General features: G+C 67.6%; 17 protein-coding genes. 4 read left to right on the top strand and 13 right to left on the bottom strand.

Features of this window, described 5'->3' with window-relative positions:
* Positions 1 to 340 precede the first annotated feature (340 nt).
* From ACFW6B_RS13440 to ACFW6B_RS13430, 3 genes are all read left to right on the top strand, one after another.
* The gene (locus tag ACFW6B_RS13440; RefSeq protein ID WP_386595352.1) at positions 341 to 1,414 is read left to right on the top strand and encodes a ParA family protein; all 1,074 of its coding nucleotides are present in this window, start codon (positions 341 to 343) and stop codon (positions 1,412 to 1,414) included.
* On the top strand, positions 1,411 to 2,505 hold the full coding sequence (locus ACFW6B_RS13435; RefSeq protein WP_386595262.1) for a ParB/RepB/Spo0J family partition protein: 1,095 nt from the start codon (positions 1,411 to 1,413) through the stop codon (positions 2,503 to 2,505). Before ACFW6B_RS13440 ends, ACFW6B_RS13435 begins: the two co-directional genes overlap by 4 nt.
* A gap of 327 nt (positions 2,506 to 2,832) precedes the next feature.
* Positions 2,833 to 3,450 (top strand): GNAT family N-acetyltransferase, encoded by a 618-nt coding sequence (locus ACFW6B_RS13430; protein ID WP_386595260.1) that lies wholly within the window; start codon positions 2,833 to 2,835, stop codon positions 3,448 to 3,450.
* A 145-nt stretch (positions 3,451 to 3,595) separates the two neighbouring features.
* Here ACFW6B_RS13430 and trxA read toward each other — a convergent pair whose 3' ends face one another.
* The 9 genes from trxA to ACFW6B_RS13385 form a co-directional block, all read right to left on the bottom strand.
* A complete protein-coding gene (trxA, locus tag ACFW6B_RS13425) occupies positions 3,596 to 3,928 on the bottom strand; it encodes a thioredoxin (RefSeq protein ID WP_386595259.1) in 333 nt (110 codons plus the stop codon).
* Between the two features lie 45 nt (positions 3,929 to 3,973).
* Positions 3,974 to 4,933 carry a thioredoxin-disulfide reductase gene (gene trxB, locus ACFW6B_RS13420; RefSeq protein ID WP_386595257.1) on the bottom strand — a complete coding sequence of 320 codons (960 nt, stop codon included), beginning with the start codon at positions 4,931 to 4,933 and terminating at the stop codon, positions 3,974 to 3,976.
* A gap of 249 nt (positions 4,934 to 5,182) precedes the next feature.
* The gene (locus tag ACFW6B_RS13415; RefSeq protein ID WP_386595255.1) at positions 5,183 to 6,082 is read right to left on the bottom strand and encodes a hypothetical protein; all 900 of its coding nucleotides are present in this window, start codon (positions 6,080 to 6,082) and stop codon (positions 5,183 to 5,185) included.
* Positions 6,079 to 6,807, bottom strand: coding sequence for an RNA polymerase sigma factor SigM (gene sigM, locus ACFW6B_RS13410; protein ID WP_386595253.1), 729 nt, complete (start codon positions 6,805 to 6,807; stop codon positions 6,079 to 6,081). Before sigM ends, ACFW6B_RS13415 begins: the two co-directional genes overlap by 4 nt.
* A 68-nt stretch (positions 6,808 to 6,875) precedes the next feature.
* Entirely contained in the window at positions 6,876 to 7,796 is a 921-nt protein-coding gene (locus ACFW6B_RS13405) for a hypothetical protein (protein WP_386595251.1), read from the bottom strand.
* A gap of 176 nt (positions 7,797 to 7,972) precedes the next feature.
* Entirely contained in the window at positions 7,973 to 8,380 is a 408-nt protein-coding gene (locus ACFW6B_RS13400; protein WP_386595250.1) for a hypothetical protein, read from the bottom strand.
* 97 nt (positions 8,381 to 8,477) lie between these two features.
* Positions 8,478 to 10,202 (bottom strand): protein kinase family protein, encoded by a 1,725-nt coding sequence (locus tag ACFW6B_RS13395; RefSeq protein ID WP_386595248.1) that lies wholly within the window; start codon positions 10,200 to 10,202, stop codon positions 8,478 to 8,480.
* A gap of 118 nt (positions 10,203 to 10,320) precedes the next feature.
* Positions 10,321 to 12,561, bottom strand: a complete 2,241-nt coding sequence (gene murJ / locus ACFW6B_RS13390; protein WP_386595246.1) for a murein biosynthesis integral membrane protein MurJ — start codon at positions 12,559 to 12,561, stop codon at positions 10,321 to 10,323.
* A gap of 46 nt (positions 12,562 to 12,607) precedes the next feature.
* Positions 12,608 to 15,046 carry a DUF6049 family protein gene (locus ACFW6B_RS13385; protein ID WP_386595244.1) on the bottom strand — a complete coding sequence of 813 codons (2,439 nt, stop codon included), beginning with the start codon at positions 15,044 to 15,046 and terminating at the stop codon, positions 12,608 to 12,610.
* 222 nt (positions 15,047 to 15,268) lie between these two features.
* Between ACFW6B_RS13385 and ACFW6B_RS13380 the strand changes: the two genes are divergently transcribed.
* Complete coding sequence (locus ACFW6B_RS13380; RefSeq protein WP_386595242.1) at positions 15,269 to 16,735, top strand: CCA tRNA nucleotidyltransferase; 1,467 nt, start codon at positions 15,269 to 15,271, stop codon at positions 16,733 to 16,735.
* Positions 16,736 to 16,833: 98 nt separating this feature from the next.
* Here the strand turns inward: ACFW6B_RS13380 and ACFW6B_RS13375 are convergent, their stop codons facing one another.
* The 4 genes from ACFW6B_RS13375 to ACFW6B_RS13360 all read right to left on the bottom strand — a co-directional run bounded on the left by ACFW6B_RS13375 (position 16,834) and on the right by ACFW6B_RS13360 (position 20,594).
* A complete protein-coding gene (locus tag ACFW6B_RS13375) occupies positions 16,834 to 17,328 on the bottom strand; it encodes a hypothetical protein (RefSeq protein WP_386595240.1) in 495 nt (164 codons plus the stop codon).
* Between the two features lie 114 nt (positions 17,329 to 17,442).
* Complete coding sequence (locus ACFW6B_RS13370) at positions 17,443 to 18,705, bottom strand: MFS transporter (RefSeq protein ID WP_386595238.1); 1,263 nt, start codon at positions 18,703 to 18,705, stop codon at positions 17,443 to 17,445.
* A 78-nt stretch (positions 18,706 to 18,783) separates the two neighbouring features.
* Positions 18,784 to 19,866, bottom strand: a complete 1,083-nt coding sequence (locus ACFW6B_RS13365) for an inositol-3-phosphate synthase (RefSeq protein WP_386595236.1) — start codon at positions 19,864 to 19,866, stop codon at positions 18,784 to 18,786.
* A gap of 44 nt (positions 19,867 to 19,910) precedes the next feature.
* Positions 19,911 to 20,594: a PadR family transcriptional regulator gene (locus tag ACFW6B_RS13360; protein WP_386595234.1), complete on the bottom strand. Its 684-nt coding sequence runs from the start codon at positions 20,592 to 20,594 to the stop codon at positions 19,911 to 19,913.
* Between the last annotated feature and the right edge of the window lie 334 nt (positions 20,595 to 20,928).

Here is a 20,928-nt window from a genome sequence, read left to right as displayed (position 1 = left end):
AGCCGGGAGTTGTTTCTCACTTCCGTCGGCCGGCCGGTCGGATCGGATCGGTCTCGTCACATTGGTCTCGATGGCGGACCTGGACGGCCATGGCCACTGGGGCAAAAGCTGGCAAACCTGCGCATATCGGAGTGTCGTGCCGCGATGAACTGGGCGGCTCGGCATCGTGTTTCACGTGAAACGTCGCTCACTGTTGCACGGCATCATCAGTCGCGGCCGAGCTGCGGCCGAACCCCGCGATCGGAAGCCTCTCGGGTCACTCGGAGGTGGCCAGGAGTTGTCCACAGAGGTGGATTTCTCCACAGAACAACGGGCCTCGCTGGTTCGCGACCCCAATGGCATGGGAGGCTCTGTTCATTGCGAGCCTGAAGTCGAGGAGAGTGAATCCTTGCGGTCCGACGCCAACATCGCGGGACCGATGACCGATCCGGTCCCCGGTCCCCGTACCGAATCGACGGGGGTAGATGTTTCACGTGAAACACCGCCCCCGATGGACGACACTCCCATCGGTCGTGCTGCCCAACTGGCTGTGGAGGCGCTAGGTCGCGCCGGCGAGGGCCTGCCACGGCCCGAGCGGACCCGAGTCATCGTGGTCGCCAACCAGAAGGGTGGGGTGGGTAAGACCACGACCACGGTCAATCTTGCCGCCTCGCTGGCCCTGCACGGCGGCCGGGTCCTGGTGATCGACCTCGACCCTCAGGGCAATGCTTCCACGGCCCTGGGCATCGATCACCATGCCGAGGTCCCGTCGATCTACGACGTGCTGATCGACAGCAGGCCGCTCTCCGAGGTCGTTCAGCCGGTCCCCGATGTCGAGGGCCTCTTCTGCGCTCCCGCCACCATCGATCTCGCCGGTGCGGAGATCGAGCTGGTGTCGCTGGTGGCCCGGGAGAGCCGGCTGGAACGAGCGATCCTGGCGTACGAGCAGCCGCTGGACTACATCCTCATCGACTGCCCGCCGTCGCTCGGTCTGCTGACGGTCAACGCCATGGTCGCCGGCGCGGAAGTGCTCATCCCCATCCAGTGCGAGTACTACGCACTCGAAGGGCTGGGCCAGCTCCTGCGCAACGTCGAGCTGGTGCGCGGGCACCTCAACCCCGACCTTCACGTCTCGACGATTCTGCTCACCATGTACGACGGCCGGACCCGCCTCGCGTCCCAGGTAGCGGAGGAGGTGCGCAGCCACTTCGGCAAGGAGGTGCTGCGGACGAGCATTCCGCGTTCGGTCCGAATTTCGGAGGCCCCGAGTTACGGGCAGACGGTTCTGACTTACGATCCGGGTTCGAGCGGTGCTCTCTCGTATCTTGAGGCCGCGCGCGAAATCGCCCTCCGAGGAGTCGGAGTGGCGTACGACGCGCAACATGCCCATGTGGGCGGACAGAACGATCAGAACATGGTGGAGGGGATCCAGTGAGCGACCGACGACGGGGTCTGGGGCGGGGTCTTGGCGCGCTGATCCCCGCGGCTCCGACAGGTGAGCGGCCGGGTGTTTCGGCGAGTGGGGCACCCTCCTCGCCGACCGCCGGCCCGGTACTCACAACGGAGCGCGGGGTGGCGGTGGCGAAGGTGACAACGCTGCCGTCTGTTTCACATGAAACGGAGGACGAGGCGTCGATCGCAGCGCTGGAGGCGTTCCAGGCTCCTGTCGGTGCGCACTTCGCCGAGCTGCCCCTCGACGCCATCACGCCGAATCCGCGCCAGCCGCGTGAGATCTTCGACGAGGACGCTCTCGCTGAGCTCGTCACCTCCATCAAGGAGGTCGGACTCCTCCAGCCTGTCGTCGTGCGCCAGGTGGGTTCCGGGCGCTACGAGCTCATCATGGGAGAGCGCCGTTTCCGGGCCTGCCGTGAGGCGGGGCTCGAGGCCATTCCGGCGATCGTGCGAGCCACGGAGGACGAGAAGCTTCTCCTGGACGCGCTCCTCGAGAACCTGCACAGGGCTCAGCTGAACCCGCTGGAAGAGGCGGCGGCCTACGACCAGCTGCTCAAGGACTTCAACTGCACGCACGACCAGTTGGCGGACCGGATCGGACGGTCGCGTCCTCAGGTCTCCAACACCCTGCGCCTGCTGAAGCTCTCCCCGGCGGTTCAGCGCCGCGTGGCTGCCGGAGTTCTCTCCGCCGGACATGCGCGGGCACTCCTCGCGGTCGACGACTCGGAGGAGCAGGACCGCCTGGCTCACCGCATCGTCGCCGAGGGGCTTTCGGTGCGGGCTGTGGAGGAGATCGTGACCCTCATGGGGTCGCGTCCCCAGACCGCTCAGCGCTCCAAGGGGCCGCGGGCCGGCAGCAGGATGTCTCCGGCGCTGAGTGATCTGGCGACGCGCCTCTCGGACCGCTTCGAGACCCGGGTGAAGGTCGACCTGGGGCAGAAGAAGGGCAAGATCACTGTCGAGTTCGCTTCGATGGAAGACCTTGAGCGCATCCTCGGCTCCCTCGCCCCGGGAGAAGGACCGGTTCTTCAGAAGAGCCTTCTGGACGAGGACTCCGACGACGCGGAAAGCTGAGTCGGCTGACTGGTGGACCGATGTCCGATCGGGCCCACAGAAGAGCGGGCCGTGTCCGGCGTGTGCCGGAATACGGCCCGCTCTTTGCTTTCTGGCGGTATCGAGGGAATCGCATCGTGGATACGATGCGATGGGTATGGCGCATCCACCTGGCAGCACCTTCATAGGGGAGGCGGGGGTCATGCGGACCGTGAGCCGTACCGGACTGATGACCGCAGGTCTGGGACTGGGAGCAGTCGGCGGGTTCGTCGGCAGCCTGCTCAGAGAGCGGAGCCATCTGGCAGCTGCCCGTGACGCCGCGGGCGAAGGAAGCGAGGAACATCCTTCATGGGGCGTCGGCTCGTACCGCTCACGCTGGACAACCTTCCGGACCTTCCCCAGCGCTGTCGGTCGTGCGTCTTCTGGGAACTGGATCCTGTCAGCGGTGAAGCCGCGGTAAAAGCGGGCACGAGCGCCGTGGAGAAGGAAGCGTGGATCTCCTCGGTTCTGCTGGACTGGGGATCCTGCGGCCGGGTCGCCTACGTGGACGATGTGCCGGTGGGCTACGTGCTTTACGCGCCGCCGGCCTACGTCCCCCGCTCCACGGCATTTCCCACGAGCCCCGTCGCCCCGGACGCGGTTCAGCTCATGACCTCGTTCATCATGCCGGGCTATCAGGGACAGGGACTGGGCCGGGTGATGGTCCAGACGGTGGCCAAGGACCTGCTGCGCCGGGGGTTCAAAGCGATCGAGGCTTTCGGGGACGCCCGGTGGAAGGAACCCGCCTGTGTCCTGCCCGCAGACCATCTCGTCGCGGTGGGCTTCAAGACGGTGCGTCCTCACCCCAGGTACCCCCGCCTGAGGCTGGAACTTCGGACGACGCTCTCCTGGAAGGAAGACGTGGAGCTGGCGCTGGACCGGCTTCTCGGAGCGGTTCAGAAAGAGCCGGTGCTGCGTCCTTTGTGACGGTCGGCCGCAGCGCTCGTGCCCCGTGGTCGACGCGGTTGCCGGGTGATTCGCCGTCCTCCGGTAAAGCGAATGGGCCAGCCCGCTCGGGCTGGCCCATTCGTGTTTCACGTGAAACACATGCCGCGTGTGCGGCCGTCGCTGATCAATCGGCGATGAAGTCCTCGAGGTCGCGCACGATCGCGGCCTTCGGCTTCGCACCGACGATGGTCTTGGCGACCTCGCCACCCTGGTAGACGTTCAGGGTCGGGATCGACATGACGCCGTACTTGGCGGCCGTCGCCGGGTTCTCGTCGATGTTGAGCTTGACGATCTCGATCTTGTCGCCGTGCTCGGCGGCGATGGCCTCGAGCGAGGGGGCGATCTGGCGGCACGGGCCGCACCAGGCGGCCCAGAAGTCCACCAGGACGGGCTTGTCGTTCTTGAGGACGTCCTGCTCGAAGGTTTCGTCGGTCACGTTCTTGAGGGTGCCTGCCACTGCGGGCTCCTTAACTTATGTGGGCGGTGGGGAGGACGGAGATGATCAGACGGTGGCGGCAGCGGTCTCGCTGTCCGTGAGAGCGGCGAGGTAGCGCTCGGCGTCGAGGGCGGCGGCGCAACCGGTGCCGGCCGCGGTGATCGCCTGGCGGTAGGTGTGGTCGACGACGTCACCGGCGCCGAAGACGCCCGTCAGGTTGGTGCGGGTCGAAGGCGCGGCGACCTTCAGGTAGCCCTCGCCGTCCAGGTCGAGCTGGCCCTTGAAGAGCTCGGTGCGCGGGTCGTGACCGATCGCGATGAACAGACCGGTCACCGGCAGCTCCGAGGTCTCACCGGTCTTGAGGTTGCGCAGCGTCAGGCCAGCCAGCTTCGGGTCACCCTTGATCTCGGCGACCTCGCTGTCCCAGATGAACTTGATCTTCGGGTCCGCGAAGGCACGCTCCTGCATCGCCTTGGAGGCGCGCAGGCTGTCCCGGCGGTGAACGATCGTGACGGACTTGGCGAAGCGCGAGAGGAAGGTGGCCTCCTCCATCGCGGTGTCGCCACCGCCGATGACGGCGATGTCGTGGTCCTTGAAGAAGAAGCCGTCACAGGTCGCGCACCAGGAGACGCCACGCCCGGAGAGCGTGTCCTCGTTGGGGAGACCGAGCTTGCGGTGCTGGGAGCCCGTCGTGACGATCACGGCCTTGGCGCGGTGCACCGTGCCGGCGGTGTCCGTGACGGTCTTGATCTCGCCCGTCAGGTCGACGGCGACGACATCGTCCGGGACCAGTTCGGCACCGAAGCGCTCGGCCTGGGCGCGCATGTTGTCCATGAGCTCGGGGCCCATGATGCCGTCCTGGAAGCCGGGGAAGTTCTCGACCTCGGTGGTGTTCATCAGCGCACCGCCCGCGGTGACGGCGCCTTCGAAGACCAGCGGCTTCAGCGACGCGCGCGCGGTGTAGAGCGCCGCCGTGTAGCCGGCGGGCCCAGACCCGATGATGATCACGTTACGGACGTCGCTCACGGCTTGATTCCTCGTCTCTGGAGACTGCTGCATACCGGTGGGAGCATCTCTCAGTACTCTCACCCCACCCAACGGATCCTAAGGGGCTTCAATTCCCGCTGTGTCAGGGCACACGAAGACCGGGGGTCGGACCGAGACCCCAAGGGGTGCCAGGGCGACGGACCTCTGTGCTTCACCGTGGCAGGGGGTGCTGATGGGGCGCTCGGGACGACGACGGCCGATGTGCCGGAGGTTCCGTGGCAGGTGGGTTCAGGAACGTGAGTACGACCGCGTCAGCAGCAGCTTGCCGGGCGACGGAGAGGACTGTTTCTCACAGGAGGCGTCGACGAGGTAGGCCATGACCCTCGCCTTGTCGGAGGCGTCGGACACCACGAGGAGATAGACGCTCTTCCCCTGGAACGAGCCCTTCTTGGCGGCGAGGATCACCCCGGGATCTCCGGTTCCCTGCTGGACACACTGGGGAGCCGCGGGGGCAGGAGTGATCAAGGTTTTCACGCCGCCGGAGTCGGTACCGGCGTCCTGTGACTCGGCACTCCAGGGCTTGGCACTGGGCAAGCCGTCACCTGACGCCTTGCTCTTCGTGAGAAGGCCCGAGACCTCGCCCTTCAGCGTCTGCTCGGAGAACACCGTCCGCGGCCCCGACTCGTGCTGGGATGCTGTCTGGGAACTCTTGCCGGAGCCGTTGCCGTCCAGGGACTGGACGAGGATCGTGCCCAGCCCCAGAGCCGCGGCAGCGATGGCGGTGGTGAGGAAGACCGTCCTGCGGCGGGCACGCCGTGTCCGGTGGGAGCGACCGGGGCCGGTGGCCCCGCGGGGATGTCCTGAAGGACTGGCGGCGGCCGACGTTTCACGTGAAACAAGAGGACGGTCGGCGTCGGCTGTCCCATCGGGAGCGGTGCCCGGCAGGGCTTCCGCGGCCAGCGCGGCATCGATGCGTTCGGCGACATCGTCGGGCATCCGTGGGGCCCCCGGCAGATCGCCGAGGAGACCGCGGATCTCCTCCAGGGAGTCGTACACGTCGGTGCAGAGCACGCACCCGTCGAGGTGCTGCCGTACGTCCTCGGTACGGGAAGGTGAGAGCAGACCTTCGGTGAGGTCGGAGATCTCCGCGACGTCCGGGTGTCCGGCCTTGTCCGTCGTGGATGTCACGCCTGCCCACCTCCGCCCTTCACAGCAGCTGAACCGTTCGGCCCTGTCTCACGGGGACCTGACGCCGGGGGTCCCGCTGCGGGTGGGACGGATGTCCCCTGCGTCCGGTTCCGTCCGCCGGCCGACTTCTTCGTTTCCTCGCCGTCCTGGCTCCCCGTGCGGAGATGGGTCAGCAGGGGAAGCAGCCGGGCTCTGCCGCGGGCGCAGCGGCTCTTCACCGTGCCGGTCGGAACATCGAGGATGCGGGCCGCCTCCGCCACGGGGTAGCCCTGCATGTCCACCAGGACCAGGGCGGCGCGCTGGTCGGCGGGAAGCGTGGCGAGGGCGCCGATGAGCTCACGGTGGAGGTCGTTGCGTTCGGCCGGAGCCGCGGCGGACTCGTGCGGTTCGAGGAGCTGCTCCAGGCGCTGGGTGTCATCGACGGGGGACGTCTTCCTGGAGGCTGTCTTACGGGCCCGGTCCAGGCAGGCATTCACCGTGATGCGGTGGAGCCAGGTCGTGACGGCCGACTGGCCACGGAAGGTGTGGGCGGCCCGATAGGCCGAGACGAGCGCGTCCTGGACCGCGTCAGCGGCCTCCTCGCGGTCTCCCAGCGTCCGCAGGGCCACCGCCCACAGACGGTCCCGATGACGCCGCACAAGCTCACCGAAGGCATCCGGATCACCCTCGACGTGCCGGGCCAGGAGGTCCTGATCGCTTCTGGCGTCGCCGGTGGCCTCGTGCAAGTGCTTCCCCTCCCCCCACGGCTGCTCTCTGAGCGTAGTGCCTACGGATGACGACCGTCTCACGACCTCTAGGAGGTGGGATCGGGGAATTTGCTGATCGTTGCCAGGGTGGTGTCCCGCTGCTTCCGCACCGCTTGAAGCTCCTTCTGATGCCTGGCTATCAGAGACGTCTGGATCCGCGTCTCCTCGGCCTGCCATACCTCTGTCAGCCGGGAGGACTTCTTGCACCTGACGTCTGCCGTGGCGACCTCCCTCTCGAGCTTCGTGACAGATGCGCCTGCGAAGCGACGGTCGTTGCTCGCGGAGAACGCTTCGGCTGCGTAGGTGTAGCCGGCATCCCGCATGCAAGCCGACCACTTCTCCAGGACGTTCCTGACGCGATCGGTCCGCAGCGATTCGGCGAAGGATTCCTTGTCGAGCGATTGCACTGATACGGGGTTGCCCGGAGTCGCTGTCGGGGCGTACCCGAGTTTCTTCAGTGCCTCACCGGCGCATCCCCCGGGGGGCACCGTCTTGCCTTCCTTGTTCTTTCCGCCCCGGCCGACCTCGCCAGGCTTCGTGCTGCCGCCGGTAAGGGTGAACTCTTCGTCCTCCGAGAGCGTGATCCTCTCGGCCGACGATGTCTCTGCCGTGGGCTTCGGGGTCCGGTAGCCGAGGCGACTGGCCAGCCGGCCGTCGGTGATTCCGTAGCGCCGCTCATTGTGCTTGCTCACGCCCGGAACGGGCGGCTTCGGGAGGACGGTCGTGGTGTTCCCGTGCTCCTTCATACAAGTCAGGGTGAGCTCGTTGAACAGCGTGGAGAGTTGGAAGATCTTGAACTCGTCGAGCATGTAGGTGTCGAGCGGCAGATCGACCTTTTCCGCGACAGGCAGGCTCTTGGCGTCGGGCGAGGTGTCGTGTGGTTCACCGTTGCCGGAGCAACCTGCTGTGGTGAAGAGCGAAAACGATATGCACAACAGGGAAGTGAGGGTGCGGAGAGGAGGTTTCATGATGGCTGCCTGTGAGCGAGTCGTGGGAACGGGAAGTGCAGACAGGAAAACGGATGGGGCCGCCCTGTCCGGGCAGCCCCATCCGCGGGTTTCTTGGAAGTTTCTTCCCGACCTGCCGTCAGTCGGTCTTCATGGTCCGGAAGTCAGGGGAAGAGCTCTGGGACCGGTGATTCGGTTCAGTTGCAGCCGGTCTCATTGAAGGTGCTGGACGCATTGTTGTTCTTCAGGGTGCTGTTCAAGTTGGTCCAGGCCCAGGGGCTCACTTCCTGGCGAGGTCCCTGCTGGTTCGAGTTGTAGTACACGAAAAGCCAGTTCGCGTGCTGCCAGTTCTGCACCGAAGCAGCGTTGTTCTTGAGCGTCAGTCCTGCGCCGTTACCAGGGCCGATGAACTTGAAGTTGGTGTGGTTGTAACCCCAACAGTCGTCCAGGTCGACCTTGGCGCCCTTCAGGTCCGAGTTGTAGTAGAAGCACGCGTCCTTGTCCGTCTGACAAGTACCGTCACCGCTGGCGCTGGCAGACGGAGCCACTGTGAGGAGAGCCGTAATGGAAAGCGCAGCTGCGGCGAGCCCACGTATCTTCTTCATTTTTGATCCTGCCTTGGGTATGTGGTCCGCCACCCGAATGGGAGGCGGACCACACCGAGGCTAACGAAGCCACTCTTCAAGATCAAATTGAAGGGCTTTACGAACCGAACACCCTGATTTCCGAGATTCCGCCCCGGTAGGAGCTACTGGAGCCCGGCTCGGGCGGAAGGCTGGAAATGTGCACCAGGACGAAACGCGATTTCACGGGTTTCGTGAGAGCTTCCGTCAGGTTGTTCCCGGCTTTGGACAGCCCGGTAATTCGCTGCGAATACCCTGAGAGCGATGACGGGGTGACCGAACCGTCCGGAGCGGCAAGGACCTCGACGGTCTGGCCCGCGCGGTAGAAGTCGATCTCCAGCTTGGTTATGGTGCGGACCGTGCCGAGGTCCACGACGATGCCACTGCCGTCCTTGCGCTCGGAAAGGTTGCCGAAGTTCGGGTAGCCCACGTAGTGCGGAGTGATCCAGGACGTACCGGATGATCCGTCGACGGCGAGGGGAACCTCGTCCTCGCTGATGCCGGAACCGATGGGAGTGAATTCGGCAGCGGACGCGACCTTGAGGAGCTTCCCCACGGGCGGCTTGTTCTTGGTGCCGCCCTTCTCGTTGCCGTTCGTCGTCTGGGTCTTCTTGGTGTCCTCGGGCTCGTCGTGCTTCATCAGCGCGTCCGCGAGCTGCCAACTGCCCAGGCCCAGTGCGGCGATGAGGAGAGCCGACACGGCCCACTTCAGGGCTGTGCCGGTACGGCTCTGCAGCGGGGGCGGCGGAGGCGGCAAGGGCTGGGTGGCGCCCGGGTGCGGCGTCGGGCGGCCGTACGTGCCCTGCTGGTACGTCGTGCGCTGGTACTCGGGCGGTGCGGTGAACGCGGGCTCCGGCGGGCGGATGCGGGGCATCTCGCCGATCGCCTTCACGAGCTCCTCCGGCGTGGTGCACGGGGACTCGTGGCGGGAGGCTGTCGCACCGTCGTTGGCGAGCGCGCGCATGGCGAGCTCCGACAGACCCCGGTGGACGCCGGCACGCACCTGGTCGGGCGCGATGAGACCGATGTCCTTGGGCAGCCCCGACAGGCCGTAGGCATCGCTCTCGTACGGCCAGCGCTGGGTGAGCGCGGCGTACAGGAGCGCGCCGATGGCTTCCGTGTCGGTGCGCTGCGGGGTGTCCGAGCCGATGCCGCGCAGCGCCGCGTTCACGGCGAGGCCGCGGATGCGCCACTGTCCTGTGGACGTGCGCAGCACGGCGCCCGGCGTCAGCTTGAGGTGCGCGAGGCCCTCGCGGTGCGCGGCGGCCATGGCCCCCGCGACCTGACTGACCATCTGGTAGGCCTCGTGCACCTCGAGGGGACCCGAGGCGAGGAGCGCGGTGAGCTCCGTGGCGTCCGGCAGCCACTCGTGGACGACGTAGACGAGATCGTTCTCCTCGACCGCGTCCAGGACCTGGACGAACCGGGGATCGCCCAGCAGGGCGGAGGAACGGGCCGCCGCCAGTACGGAGCGGGCTCGCGGATGGTCGGCGGGCAGCAGGTGCACCCCGACGGCACGGCGGAGCTTCTCGTCCATCGCGCGCCAACTGCTGAAACCGTCCAGCCGGGTGACGCACTCTTCGAGGCGGTAACGCCTGGCAAGTTTGTGACCGCTGTGCAGTTCGGGCGGTGAGGCCTTTCCGGGACCCTCGGTCCCGCCGCTCCCCTGTGCCTCTTCGCTGTCCGTTTCCCGCTCCCGGTTGAGGGCCACCCCGTCGGACGTGGTCTGGTCCGCCTTGGCGGTCAGCGGTTCGTCACCGCTGTTGTCTGCCACGTCGACGGCAGCCGTACTCCGCTCCGCCACCGTCGTCCCTGCCTCCCCATCTATTGCGCGCTGTCCGACGCAGAAACCAATTGTGCCCACAGTCCGGCGCTATGCACGACACACGGCGACGGACGATGGTTGTGCGCCTACCCCCGCCTCAGCGCCCCAGGCGCCCGCGGACCATTCCGACCATTGAGTTGAGTTCTTCGATGCGCATCTTGCGCGCCGCGACGTAGAAGACGCCGAGCAGGGCGATCGATCCGAAGACGAGCGCCGCGATCGAACCGATCACGCCGTACCCGAGGAACCGGGTGATCGCGAAGCCTACGGCGCCGCCCACCACAGCGCCAGGTACGGAGGCCAGACACAGCCGGGCGTACGTGCGCAGCACGCGAGCACCGTCCAGGTCGCCGCCCAGTCGTCTGCTCAGTCGCTGCCAGGCCACGCCGACACCCACCGCGTACGCGAGCCCGTACGCGCCGGCCATGCCGACGACCGCCCACTGCGCGGGCAGGACCAGGTAACAGACGGCCGAGACGGCCGCGTTGACGGCGGCCACGATGACCGTGTTGTAGAAGGGCGTGCGGGTGTCTTCGTAGGCGTAGAAACCGCGCAGGACCACGTACTGCACCGAGAACGGGATCAGACCGAGGGCGAAGGCCATGAGGACGTAGCCCTGGGACTCGGCGGACTCGAGGCCGCTGGAGCCGAAGAGCAGGGTGCACATGGGGATGCCCAGGGCGAGGAACATGAAGGCGACCGGGACGATCGCGACGGCGGAGGTCCGCAGACCCTGCGAGATGTCGTCGCGGACGGCTCCCGGGTCTCCGTCGTGGGCCGCGCGCGAGATCCGCGGAAGCATGGCCGCCATGACGGAGACCGTGATGATCGCCTGCGGCATGCCCCAGATCAGCTGGGCGTTGGCGTAGGCCATGATGCCCGCGCCGCCCTCGCCCACGGTCTTGCCCGCCGCCGTGGCCAGCTGCGTGACGACCAGGACGCCGGCCTGGTTGGCGAGGACGAAGAGCACGGTCCACTTGGCGAGCTTGACGGCCTTGCCGAGGCCGTGACCCTTCCAGTCGAAGCGCGGACGGAACCGGAAGCCGGCCTCGCGCAGGTACGGAACCATCGCCATGGCCTGGACGACCAGGCCGAGCAGGGTGCCGATGCCCAGCAGACGGATGCCCTCCGGCGGGATGTTGGTCACCTCCATCCCGGAGTGGCGGGCGGTGCCGTAGACCCAGAGGAACATGCCGAACGTGAAGATCATGACGATGTTGTTCAGGACCGGGGTCCACATCATCGCGCCGAACTTCCCGCGGGCGTTGAGGATCTGGCCCATGACCACGTGCACGCCCATGAAGAAGATCGTGGGCAGGCAGTAGCGGGCGAACGTGACGGCCACGTTGTTGGCCGGAGGATCGCTCGCGATGGCCGTCGACATCAGCTTGACCAGCAGTGGCGCGATGAAGACCGCGATGGTGACGATCACGCCGAGGGCCACCATGACGACCGTCAGCAGGCGGTTGGCGTACGCCTCGCCTCCGTCGTCGTCCTCCTTCATGGAACGCACGAGCTGGGGCACGAAGACCGAGTTGAGGCCACCGCCGACGGTGAGGATGTAGATCATCGTCGGCAGGGTGTACGCGACGGTCCAGGCGTCACCGAGCGTCGCCGCACCCAGAGCCGCGGTGATGATCATGGTTCGCACGAAGCCGGTGAGCCGGGACACCAGCGTGCCCGCCGCCATCACGGCGCTCGACTTCAGCAAACCGGAAGCACGGCCGCCGGACTTCGCCGGAGCGGCCGCGGGCGGCTGAGGGGCCGTCGGAGCCGGCTCGGGGGCCGGAGCCGGGACCGAGGCGGAAGAGGAGGCGTAGCCGTGACGGACGCCACCCTGCTGCTGGTCGCGGAAGAGGTGAGCGAAGGCGTCGGGCTCATGCTGTTCCTCGCCGGCCTGGGTGACCAGATCGTCCACGCCCACGTACTGGGTGGTCCGGGCGTCGTCGCCGTACGGCAGGTGACGCGTCGGACCGGACGGTTCCGGAGGCGGTGTCTGGGCCCACAGCCGGGGGTCGGGCGCGTACTGCGAAGCGGGCGGGCGCCCGTACAGCGGCTGCTGGGGCTCGTACGTCCCGGGCGGCGGCGGAGGGTGCGCGGCACGGTCGTAGAGCGCCTCCGCCACGGGGTCCTGGGCCGAGAGGTCCTGGGCCCGGTACGGATCCTGGTCGTAGGCGTCCTGGAGGTACATGTCCGCGGGTGACCCCGGCGGTGTCTGAGCGGTCTCCGGCGGGCCCTCGGGGCGGCCGGAGCGGCCCGGGGCCCGGTCCGGGTAGTCCTCGGGGTAGCCCGAGGATCCCGCGCCCTGGCCGCGGTCACCGTCGTACGGCGCGTTCATGGTTACCCCACCTCATCGTCCCCGGGCCCACCGGCCACGACATCGCTCAACGGTCCACTCTCTCACCCGTGCCGGACGGGTCGGCGCTTTCCGGTGCGGTGTCCGGTGTCGGGTCACTCGGCTGCTCCGGGTCGTCTGCCCCGGACTCCGAGTCGGAAGCCCGTTCGGGACTGGTCTCGGAGTCTTCGGTGGTGTCAGTGTCCACGGTGCCCTCGGCGTCCTCGTCGTCGCCCCCCGCATCGGGACCGTTCGCCGCGTCCTCCTCGGCCTGCCGGGCCGCAGCGCGCTTACGCTGCGTGTACATCCGGAAACCGGCGAGTACGAGGAGCAGGACACCGCCGCCGATGACGAGCATCACCGTGGAGGTGATCTCGGTGACCTTCACCTCGAAGGGAACAGGCTCTCCGTACGGCTGCCCGTCCTCCGTGTAGAGCTGGGCGACGACCTGGACGGGGCCGTTGGCCTTGGTGGACGTCGTGAACTTGACCGACTGGCTGTGCTCGCCCGCGACCTGGATCGGCTGCTCGTCGTACGGGCCGTCGCCGATCTTGAGGCGGGTGGGCTGCTGCGAGGTGAGGCGCAGCACCAGATGGCCGACGCCCTGCACGAGGTTGTTCTGGACGGTCACGGGGATCGTGGCGCTGCGCCCGGACAGCTTCGCGTCCGACTTCTGGATGAGGTGCACCAGGCTCATGAGCCCGTCGAGATAGGTCTCCACGCCCTCCCGGAAGTCCGCCGCCTCCGCGGTCCGCCCGCGCCAGGACGCCGACATGCCCCGCTCTATGGCCCGTCCGAACGGGGTGACCACACGGGACTCGTCCGTCAGGATCATCCGGAACTTGTCCAGCTTGGCCTGGGTCGCCTGGATCCTCTCGAACGCCGAGCGGGGCAGCTCCCGGTGGCGCAGCGCCGACGGGTACGAGGACGCGGAGGGCACCTTCGTGGTGGCGCCGGGGTCCGGCTTGGCGGTGGCCGCCTCGGTCAGCCCCTGGGACTGCGACCAGTTCCCCTGCTGGAGCGCCCGCAGCCCGTCGGCCATGGACTGCGCCTGGCTCGCCGTGGGCATGCGCTGCGGAGCGACGACGATGCTGCGCTCGTTCTTCGGCTCCTGCAGGTTGATCGTCAGGCTCTGCGCGAGGAACTTCTGGATGGCGAGCGTCGAGGTGTCCGCCTTCATCATGTCGCCCTGGAACGCGGTCGACAGCTGCTCGTCCGCGACCACCGCGGTGGTCCCGCCGCCGATGGGGCGGGCGGCGCTGGGCGTGTAGGACAGGCCGCCCGTCTCGCGCAGGCTGTCGCTGCGGGCGATCACCTTGTCCGCGCCGGCCGACGTGGCCACCTTGATGATCGACGGGTCCACCGCGCCGTCCGCGGGCCAGGCGAACTCCGTGCTCGGCTTCACGTGGACGATCGTCTCCACCGTGTCGGCCGCCACATCGGTGGCGTCCTTGAGGTGGCTCAGGGAACCGGTGACGTCCTTGCCGTGGTGGGCCAGTGACGCGAGGTCGGGGTCGGCGAACGGGAGGGCCACGAGGCTCCGGCCCTGGACCGTCTTCTCCAGTTTGTCGAGCCAGGCATTGGCCACCGCCTGGTTCTCCCCGGCGACGGTCGTGCCGTTCTTCTGCTGGATCCGGTAGCCGCCCCTCATGGCGTCCACGGAGGCCAGCAGGTCCGGGTCGACGACCCAGGTGACATCGAGCTGGTTGCCCAGCGAAAGGAGCTGGTCCAAGCGCCCGCCCGGGGCGATCTCCTTGGCCAGGTCGTCGTTCTTGAAGACGGGCGTCTGCTGGGCGTCCGAACCCGTCTCCGCCGTCAGGTGGACGGTGGAGACGAGCGGCCAGAGGTACGTCGTCTTCGTCTTCGTGTCCGCCGCTTCGGGCTGCCAGGGCAGGAAGGTCCGCTCGATGCCGAGGACCTGGTCCCACTGCTGGGCGGTGGTCCGGCCCGTGAGCGAGACACCGAGCTGGTAGACCCCGTCGGAGCCGAGGTCGAGATCCTTGACCGGGACCGAGATGGTGAAGCGCTGCGAACTGCCGGCGGTGAGCTTGTCGACCTTCGCGACGTACTTGCCGCCGATCTCCAGCGGGTCGACGCCCGGCTGGAAGCCGGTGCGCTTCGCGACCTGGTCGATGGCGGAGCGGGTGTTCAGGGACGGTCCCACCCGGATGCCCACATGGGCGTCGGTGACCGTCTGCTTGCCCGTGTTGGTGACCGAGCCCGAGACCGTGACCGTGTCACCGTCCGTGGGGACGCTGGGTGTCAGCGAGTCGAGGCTGACGTCCACGGGGCCGGACGAACCCTTGGCGGGAGCCATGGACCCCGCGGTGGCCGCAGAGGTCTTCTCGGCGGCCTGGGAGGGCGTGCTCAGGGGCAGCTGGAGCAGCCCGGCCAGCATCGGCGCCCCGGCCAGCAGTGCACCGCTGCGCCGGAGCCACCGGCGGGCAGGTGAGGGACTCGTCCCTTGGAAGTCTGCCGCCTCGGCCACGCGCTCGCCCGTCCCTCGTCGTCGTCAGTGGTCGTCGGAATGTGCGTCCACGCATGGTAACGAGGTGCGCTGAGAGTAAGTGCCACGGACTGGTTCGCAAGATCAGGGATGGGCACCGACTGTCCTGTATGTGCGCCTATTCTCCCGCGAAAGGGCGTGAGGTGCCGGTGTGGGATTTATCCAGGCGCCCCCCGCCGCCGCGGCCACGTACCCTTTTCTGTTGTGCCGAACGCCAACGAAGACAATTCCAGTGCCCTGAGCCAGGTGCAGCGCCGCGCGGTGAGTGAACTGCTGCGGGTGTCTCCTGTCGCCGACGAGCTCGCCCGCCGTTTCCAGGAAGCCGGGTTCTCGCTCGCCCTGGTCGGCGGCTCGGTCCGGGACGCGCTCCTCGGCCGGCTCGGCAACGACCTGGACTTCACGACGGACGCCCGGCCCGAGGACGTTCTGAAGATCGTCCGGCCCTGGGCGGACGCGCTGTGGGAGGTCGGGATCGCCTTCGGCACGGTCGGGGCGCAGAAGGACGCCCGCGTGGGTGACGTGGAGCAGTCCTTCCAGATCGAGATCACGACGTACCGCTCCGAGGCGTACGACCGGACCTCGCGCAAGCCGGAGGTCTCCTACGGCGACTCCATCGAGGAAGACCTCGTGCGCCGCGACTTCACGGTGAACGCGATGGCCGTCGCGCTGCCGGAGAAGGCGTTCATCGACCCGTACGGCGGTCTGGACGACCTCGCCGCTCGCGTCCTGCGTACTCCGGGCACGCCGGAGGCCTCCTTCTCCGACGACCCGCTGCGGATGATGCGTGCCGCACGGTTCGCCGCACAGCTCGACTTCGAGGTGGAACCCGAGGTCGTCGCCGCCATGACGGACATGGCCGGGCGTATCGAGATCGTCTCCGCGGAGCGGGTGCGGGACGAACTGAACAAGCTGGTCCGGTCCGCCCATCCGCGCAAGGGCCTGACGCTGCTCGTGGAGACGGGGCTGGCGCAGCATGTGCTCCCCGAACTTCCCGCGCTGCGGCTGGAGCGTGACGAGCACCACCGGCACAAGGACGTCTACGAGCACACGCTGATCGTTCTGGAACAGGCGATGGCGCTGGAGGAGAGCGGGCCCGATCTGACGCTCCGGCTCGCCGCGCTGCTCCACGACATCGGCAAGCCGCGGACGCGCCGCTTCGAGCAGGACGGGCGGGTCTCCTTCCACCACCACGAGATGGTGGGCGCCAAGATGACCAAGAAGCGGATGACGGCGCTCAAATACTCGAACGATCTCGTCAAGGACGTCTCACGTCTGGTCGAGCTGCATCTGCGCTTCCACGGGTACGGCACCGGCGAGTGGACGGACTCCGCTGTACGCCGCTATGTGCGTGACGCGGGACCGCTCCTCGACCGTCTCCACAAACTGACCCGTTCCGACTGCACCACACGCAACAAGCGCAAGGCGACCGCACTCTCCCGCGCCTACGACGGGCTGGAGGAGCGCATCGCCCAGCTGAAGGAACAGGAAGAGCTCGACGCGATCCGTCCCGACCTCGACGGCAACGAGATCATGGGGATCCTGGGTATCGGGCCCGGCCCCGCGATCGGCCAGGCCTACAAGTTCCTGCTGGAGCTGCGGCTGGAGAACGGGCCGATGGGGCATGACGCCGCGGTGACGGCGCTCAAGGAGTGGTGGGCCCAACAGGGCTGAGAGGCGGGCGGCCCGCCATGTTTCACGTGAAACATGGCGGTCGGGTCACGCGAAGGGGCGGTGTTTCACGTGAAACGCCGCCCCTTCGCGTGGCTCCCTTACTTCGAGTAGTCCTTAAGGCAGAGCAGGAAGTCACTGCCGTCACCGCTCTCGGTGTAGGAGTACTGGAAGTCCTTGGCCTCCGCCGCGCACTTGCTGTCCGCGGTGGCCGAGGTGAACGAGCCCTCGACCTTGGCCAGCACGATGTACTGCGCCTGCGACGAGCTGCACTCGACGACCTCGAGGTCGGGGTTGGTGCTGCTGCCGTTGCCGCGGTGCATGCAGTCACCGACCGCCGCCGTGTTGGCGTCGTCGCGGCTGGCTATGTAGCCGCCGATGACCGCGACGGCCACCACGACGACGGTCAGGACGTTCTTGACCAGCTTGAAGGTGATCTTGCGCTTCGGCTGCTCCGGCGGGACCGGGGCGTAACCGGCGGGCGGCTGCTGCGGATATCCCTGCGGAGGCTGCCCCTGCGCGAACGGGTTGCCACCCTGAGGCGGCTGCCCCTGGGCGTACGGGTTCTGGCCCTGGGTCGGCGGCGGAGTTGTCACTGAAGGTCCCCCCTGGAACGTAGGTGCGTGATGCGAACGTAAGACGCACATAAGTTATCGGGCCCCTGTGACAACGGAGTAGTCAGAAGTGGCTCTGTGGCATTGATGTGACACTTACTGGAGCTCAAAGCGGGCCATAGCGACCGCAATTGACGCGTAGACCGCCGCCACGGTGAGGACGAGGGAAACGGACCGCCCGTCAGGAGGCAGCATCAGAGCGGCCACCGCGGCCGCTCCGACGAAGGCGACGTTGAACAGGACGTCGTAGACGGAGAAGATCCGGCCGCGGAAACCGTCGTCCACGGCGGACTGCACGATGGTGTCCGTGGCGATCTTCGCGCCCTGTGTGGTCACGCCCAGTGTGAAGGCGGCGCCCAGCGTGGGGGTGGGTGCGAAGGGAAGGCAGAGCGCGGGAACCAGGACCGCGGCGGTGCCGGCGCAGACGGCGATCCAGCGGCCCGGGCCCAGCCGGCCGGCCGCTCCGGGCGTCACCACGGCGGCGACGAAGAAGCCGGCCCCGGAGACGCCCACGGCCAGTCCCAGGAGCGCGAGCCCGCTGTCCGAGCCGGACGCCCACGCGTAGCGGCAGAGCATCAGCACCATGACCGTCAGGGCGCCGTAGCAGAAGCGCATCAGGGTCATCGTCATCAGAGCCCAGGCCGCCTCCCGCCGTGGCGGCTCCGCGAGATGGCGTACGCCCGCGACGAGGCCCCGCGCCGTTCCGGCGAGGGCCGCGCCCATGTACGGGCGGACCGGGTCCTGGTCCGGGCCGAGGAGCGCCGGGGCGATACGCAGCGAGGCGAGGGCCGCGCACAGGTACAGCGCCGCTCCCAGGAGGACCACTGCCGCGTCGGAGTCCGCGGCGACCAGTCGTACGGCGAACGCGAGAGCGGCGCCCGCGGTGGCCGCGAGCGTTCCCGCGGTCGGTGAGAGCGAGTTGGCCACCACCAGCCGGTCCCTGTCGACGACACGGGGCAGCGCGGCCGACAGCCCGGCCAGGACGAAACGGTTGACGGCGGTGACGCAGAGCGCGGAGGTGTAGAAGAGCCAGTCGGGCGCCGGGCTCAGTATCAGGAGAGCCGTCACGCACGCCAGTGCCGCGCGCAGCAGATTGCCGTACAGGAAGACCTGCCGGCGCCGCCACCGGTCCAGCAGGACGCCCGCGAAGGGGCCGACGAGGGAGTACGGGAGGAGGAGCACCGCCATCGCGGAGGCGATGGAGGCCGCGGAGGTCTGCTTCTCCGGTGAGAAGACCACGTAGGTGGCCAGCGCGACCTGATAGACGCCGTCGGCGCCCTGGGACAGCAGCCGTACACCGAGCAGGCGTCTGAATCCCTGGAAGCGCAGGAGGACGCGCAGGTCACGCACGACGGCCATGGGACACAGCCTCACATACGAGGAGGGTCCCCGGGCGGTTAAGCCCGGGGACCCTCGACAGCGAACGCGCGGACGTGCTTAGCGCTCGACCTCGCCCTTGATGAACTTCTCGACGTTGGCGAAGGCCTCGTCGTCGAAGTACTGGACCGGCGGGGACTTCATGAAGTAGCTCGACGCGGAGAGGATCGGGCCGCCGATACCGCGGTCCTTGGCGATCTTCGCGGCGCGCAGGGCGTCGATGATGACACCGGCCGAGTTCGGGGAGTCCCAGACCTCGAGCTTGTACTCCAGGTTCAGCGGAACGTCGCCGAAGGCACGGCCCTCGAGGCGGACGTACGCCCACTTGCGGTCGTCGAGCCAGGCCACGTAGTCCGAGGGACCGATGTGGACGTTCTTCTCGCCCAGCTCGCGGTCGGGGATCTGCGAGGTGACGGCCTGCGTCTTCGAGATCTTCTTGGACTCGAGGCGGTCACGCTCGAGCATGTTCTTGAAGTCCATGTTGCCGCCGACGTTGAGCTGCATGGTGCGCTCGAGACGGACACCGCGGTCCTCGAACAGCTTCGCCATCACGCGGTGCGTGATGGTGGCGCCGACCTGCGACTTGATGTCGTCGCCGACGATCGGGACGCCCGCCTCGGTGAACTTGTCCGCCCACTCCTTGGTGCCGGCGATGAAGACCGGCAGAGCGTTGACGAAGGCGACCTTGGCGTCGATGGCGCACTGGGCGTAGAACTTCGCCGCGGCCTCGGAACCGACGGGCAGGTAGCAGACGAGGACGTCGACCTGCTTGTCCTTCAGGATCTGGACCACGTCGACCGGGGCCTCGGCGGACTCCTCGATGGTCTCGCGGTAGTACTTACCGAGACCGTCCAGGGTGTGACCGCGCTGGACCGTGACGCCCTTGTTCGGGACGTCGCAGATCTTGATGGTGTTGTTCTCGCTGGCACCGATGGCGTCGGAGAGGTCGAGGCCGACCTTCTTCGCGTCGACGTCGAACGCGGCGACGAACTCGACGTCACCGACGTGGTAGTCGCCGAACTGGACGTGCATCAGGCCGGGCACCTTGGTCGCCGGGTCGGCGTCCTTGTAGTACTCGACGCCCTGAACCAGCGACGCGGCGCAGTTGCCCACGCCGACGATGGCTACGCGAACCGAACCCATTCCGGTTGCTCCCTGTGTCTATCGGTGAAACCCCGGACGGGGTCTCACGTGGCGGTGTCGTCGGACGGATCCGGCCGGGGGCTGTCCCGGTGCCGGGGCAGGCCGCCCGTCTCTCCAGATGTGTTGTCCTGCTGAGCGGAGCCTTCGGTGCCGGGACGTTTGACGTCCCGGCCGGCCCGCTCGCTCTCGATGAGCTCGTTCAGCCAGCGCACCTCGCGCTCCACGGACTCCATTCCGTGGCGCTGGAGCTCAAGCGTGTAGTCGTCGAGGCGCTCCCGGGTGCGCGCCAGTGAGGCGCGCATCTTCTCGAGGCGCTCCTCCAGACGGCTGCGGCGACCTTCCAGTACGCGCATGCGTACGTCGCGTGACGTCTGCCCGAAGAAGGCGAAGCGAGCCGCGAAGTGCTCGTCCTCGTACGCGTCGGGCCCCGTCTGCGCGAGAAGCTCCTCGAAGTGATCCTTACCTTCCGCCGTCAATCGGTAGACGATCTTGGCGCGACGCCCCGCGAGTGCTGCCGACAGGGCGTCTTCGGGTGTGGATCCCGCTTCCTCGATCAACCAGCCGTTGGTGACCAGCGTCTTGAGGCACGGGTAGAGCGTTCCGTAGCTGAAGGCACGGAACACACCAAGTGACGTATTGAGTCGTTTGCGCAGCTCGTAACCGTGCATCGGGGACTCGCGGAGCAGGCCGAGTACGGCGAACTCGAGGATCCCGGCACGCCGGCTCATCGTCGCCTCCTCCCTGTCGCTGCCTCGTCGGCACGGTCTTTATGTCGTGCTGATGTATCGACTCGATACATCAGCACGATAGAACGGCCCTGCGGATGGGACAAGGGGGAGTGGAGTGAACGGCATCACATCACCGATTCATACGAAGCAAGTTGCCTGATTTGAGGTGAACCTCGGTGCTAGGTGGGTTTTGGCGGTGCGTACTCTGTGCGGGATGGACACCACCGGGAACCGAGTGACGTCTGAGAACGTCAACGTCTTTGGTGCAGTACGGGTGAATGCGCAATCGACCGCATCCGTACTTCGGGGGGACCGGAAACCAGCCGCCGTTTCC

The sequence above is a fragment of the Streptomyces sp. NPDC058751 genome (genome assembly GCF_042746485.1).
GTDB lineage: Bacteria > Actinomycetota > Actinomycetes > Streptomycetales > Streptomycetaceae > Streptomyces.
This window is presented reverse-complemented; position numbering and strand designations above follow the sequence as displayed.

Coding starts and splice junctions, on each gene's coding strand:
- ACFW6B_RS13365 (WP_386595236.1), bottom strand. CDS start 19,866: ATGGGTTCGGTTCGCGTAGCCATCGTCGGCGTGGGCAACTGCGCCGCG.
- ACFW6B_RS13440 (WP_386595352.1), top strand. CDS start 341: ATGGGAGGCTCTGTTCATTGCGAGCCTGAAGTCGAGGAGAGTGAATCC.
- ACFW6B_RS13400 (WP_386595250.1), bottom strand. CDS start 8,380: ATGAAGAAGATACGTGGGCTCGCCGCAGCTGCGCTTTCCATTACGGCT.
- ACFW6B_RS13370 (WP_386595238.1), bottom strand. CDS start 18,705: ATGGCCGTCGTGCGTGACCTGCGCGTCCTCCTGCGCTTCCAGGGATTC.
- ACFW6B_RS13360 (WP_386595234.1), bottom strand. CDS start 20,594: ATGAGCCGGCGTGCCGGGATCCTCGAGTTCGCCGTACTCGGCCTGCTC.
- ACFW6B_RS13405 (WP_386595251.1), bottom strand. CDS start 7,796: ATGAAACCTCCTCTCCGCACCCTCACTTCCCTGTTGTGCATATCGTTT.
- ACFW6B_RS13430 (WP_386595260.1), top strand. CDS start 2,833: ATGGGGCGTCGGCTCGTACCGCTCACGCTGGACAACCTTCCGGACCTT.
- murJ (WP_386595246.1), bottom strand. CDS start 12,561: ATGAACGCGCCGTACGACGGTGACCGCGGCCAGGGCGCGGGATCCTCG.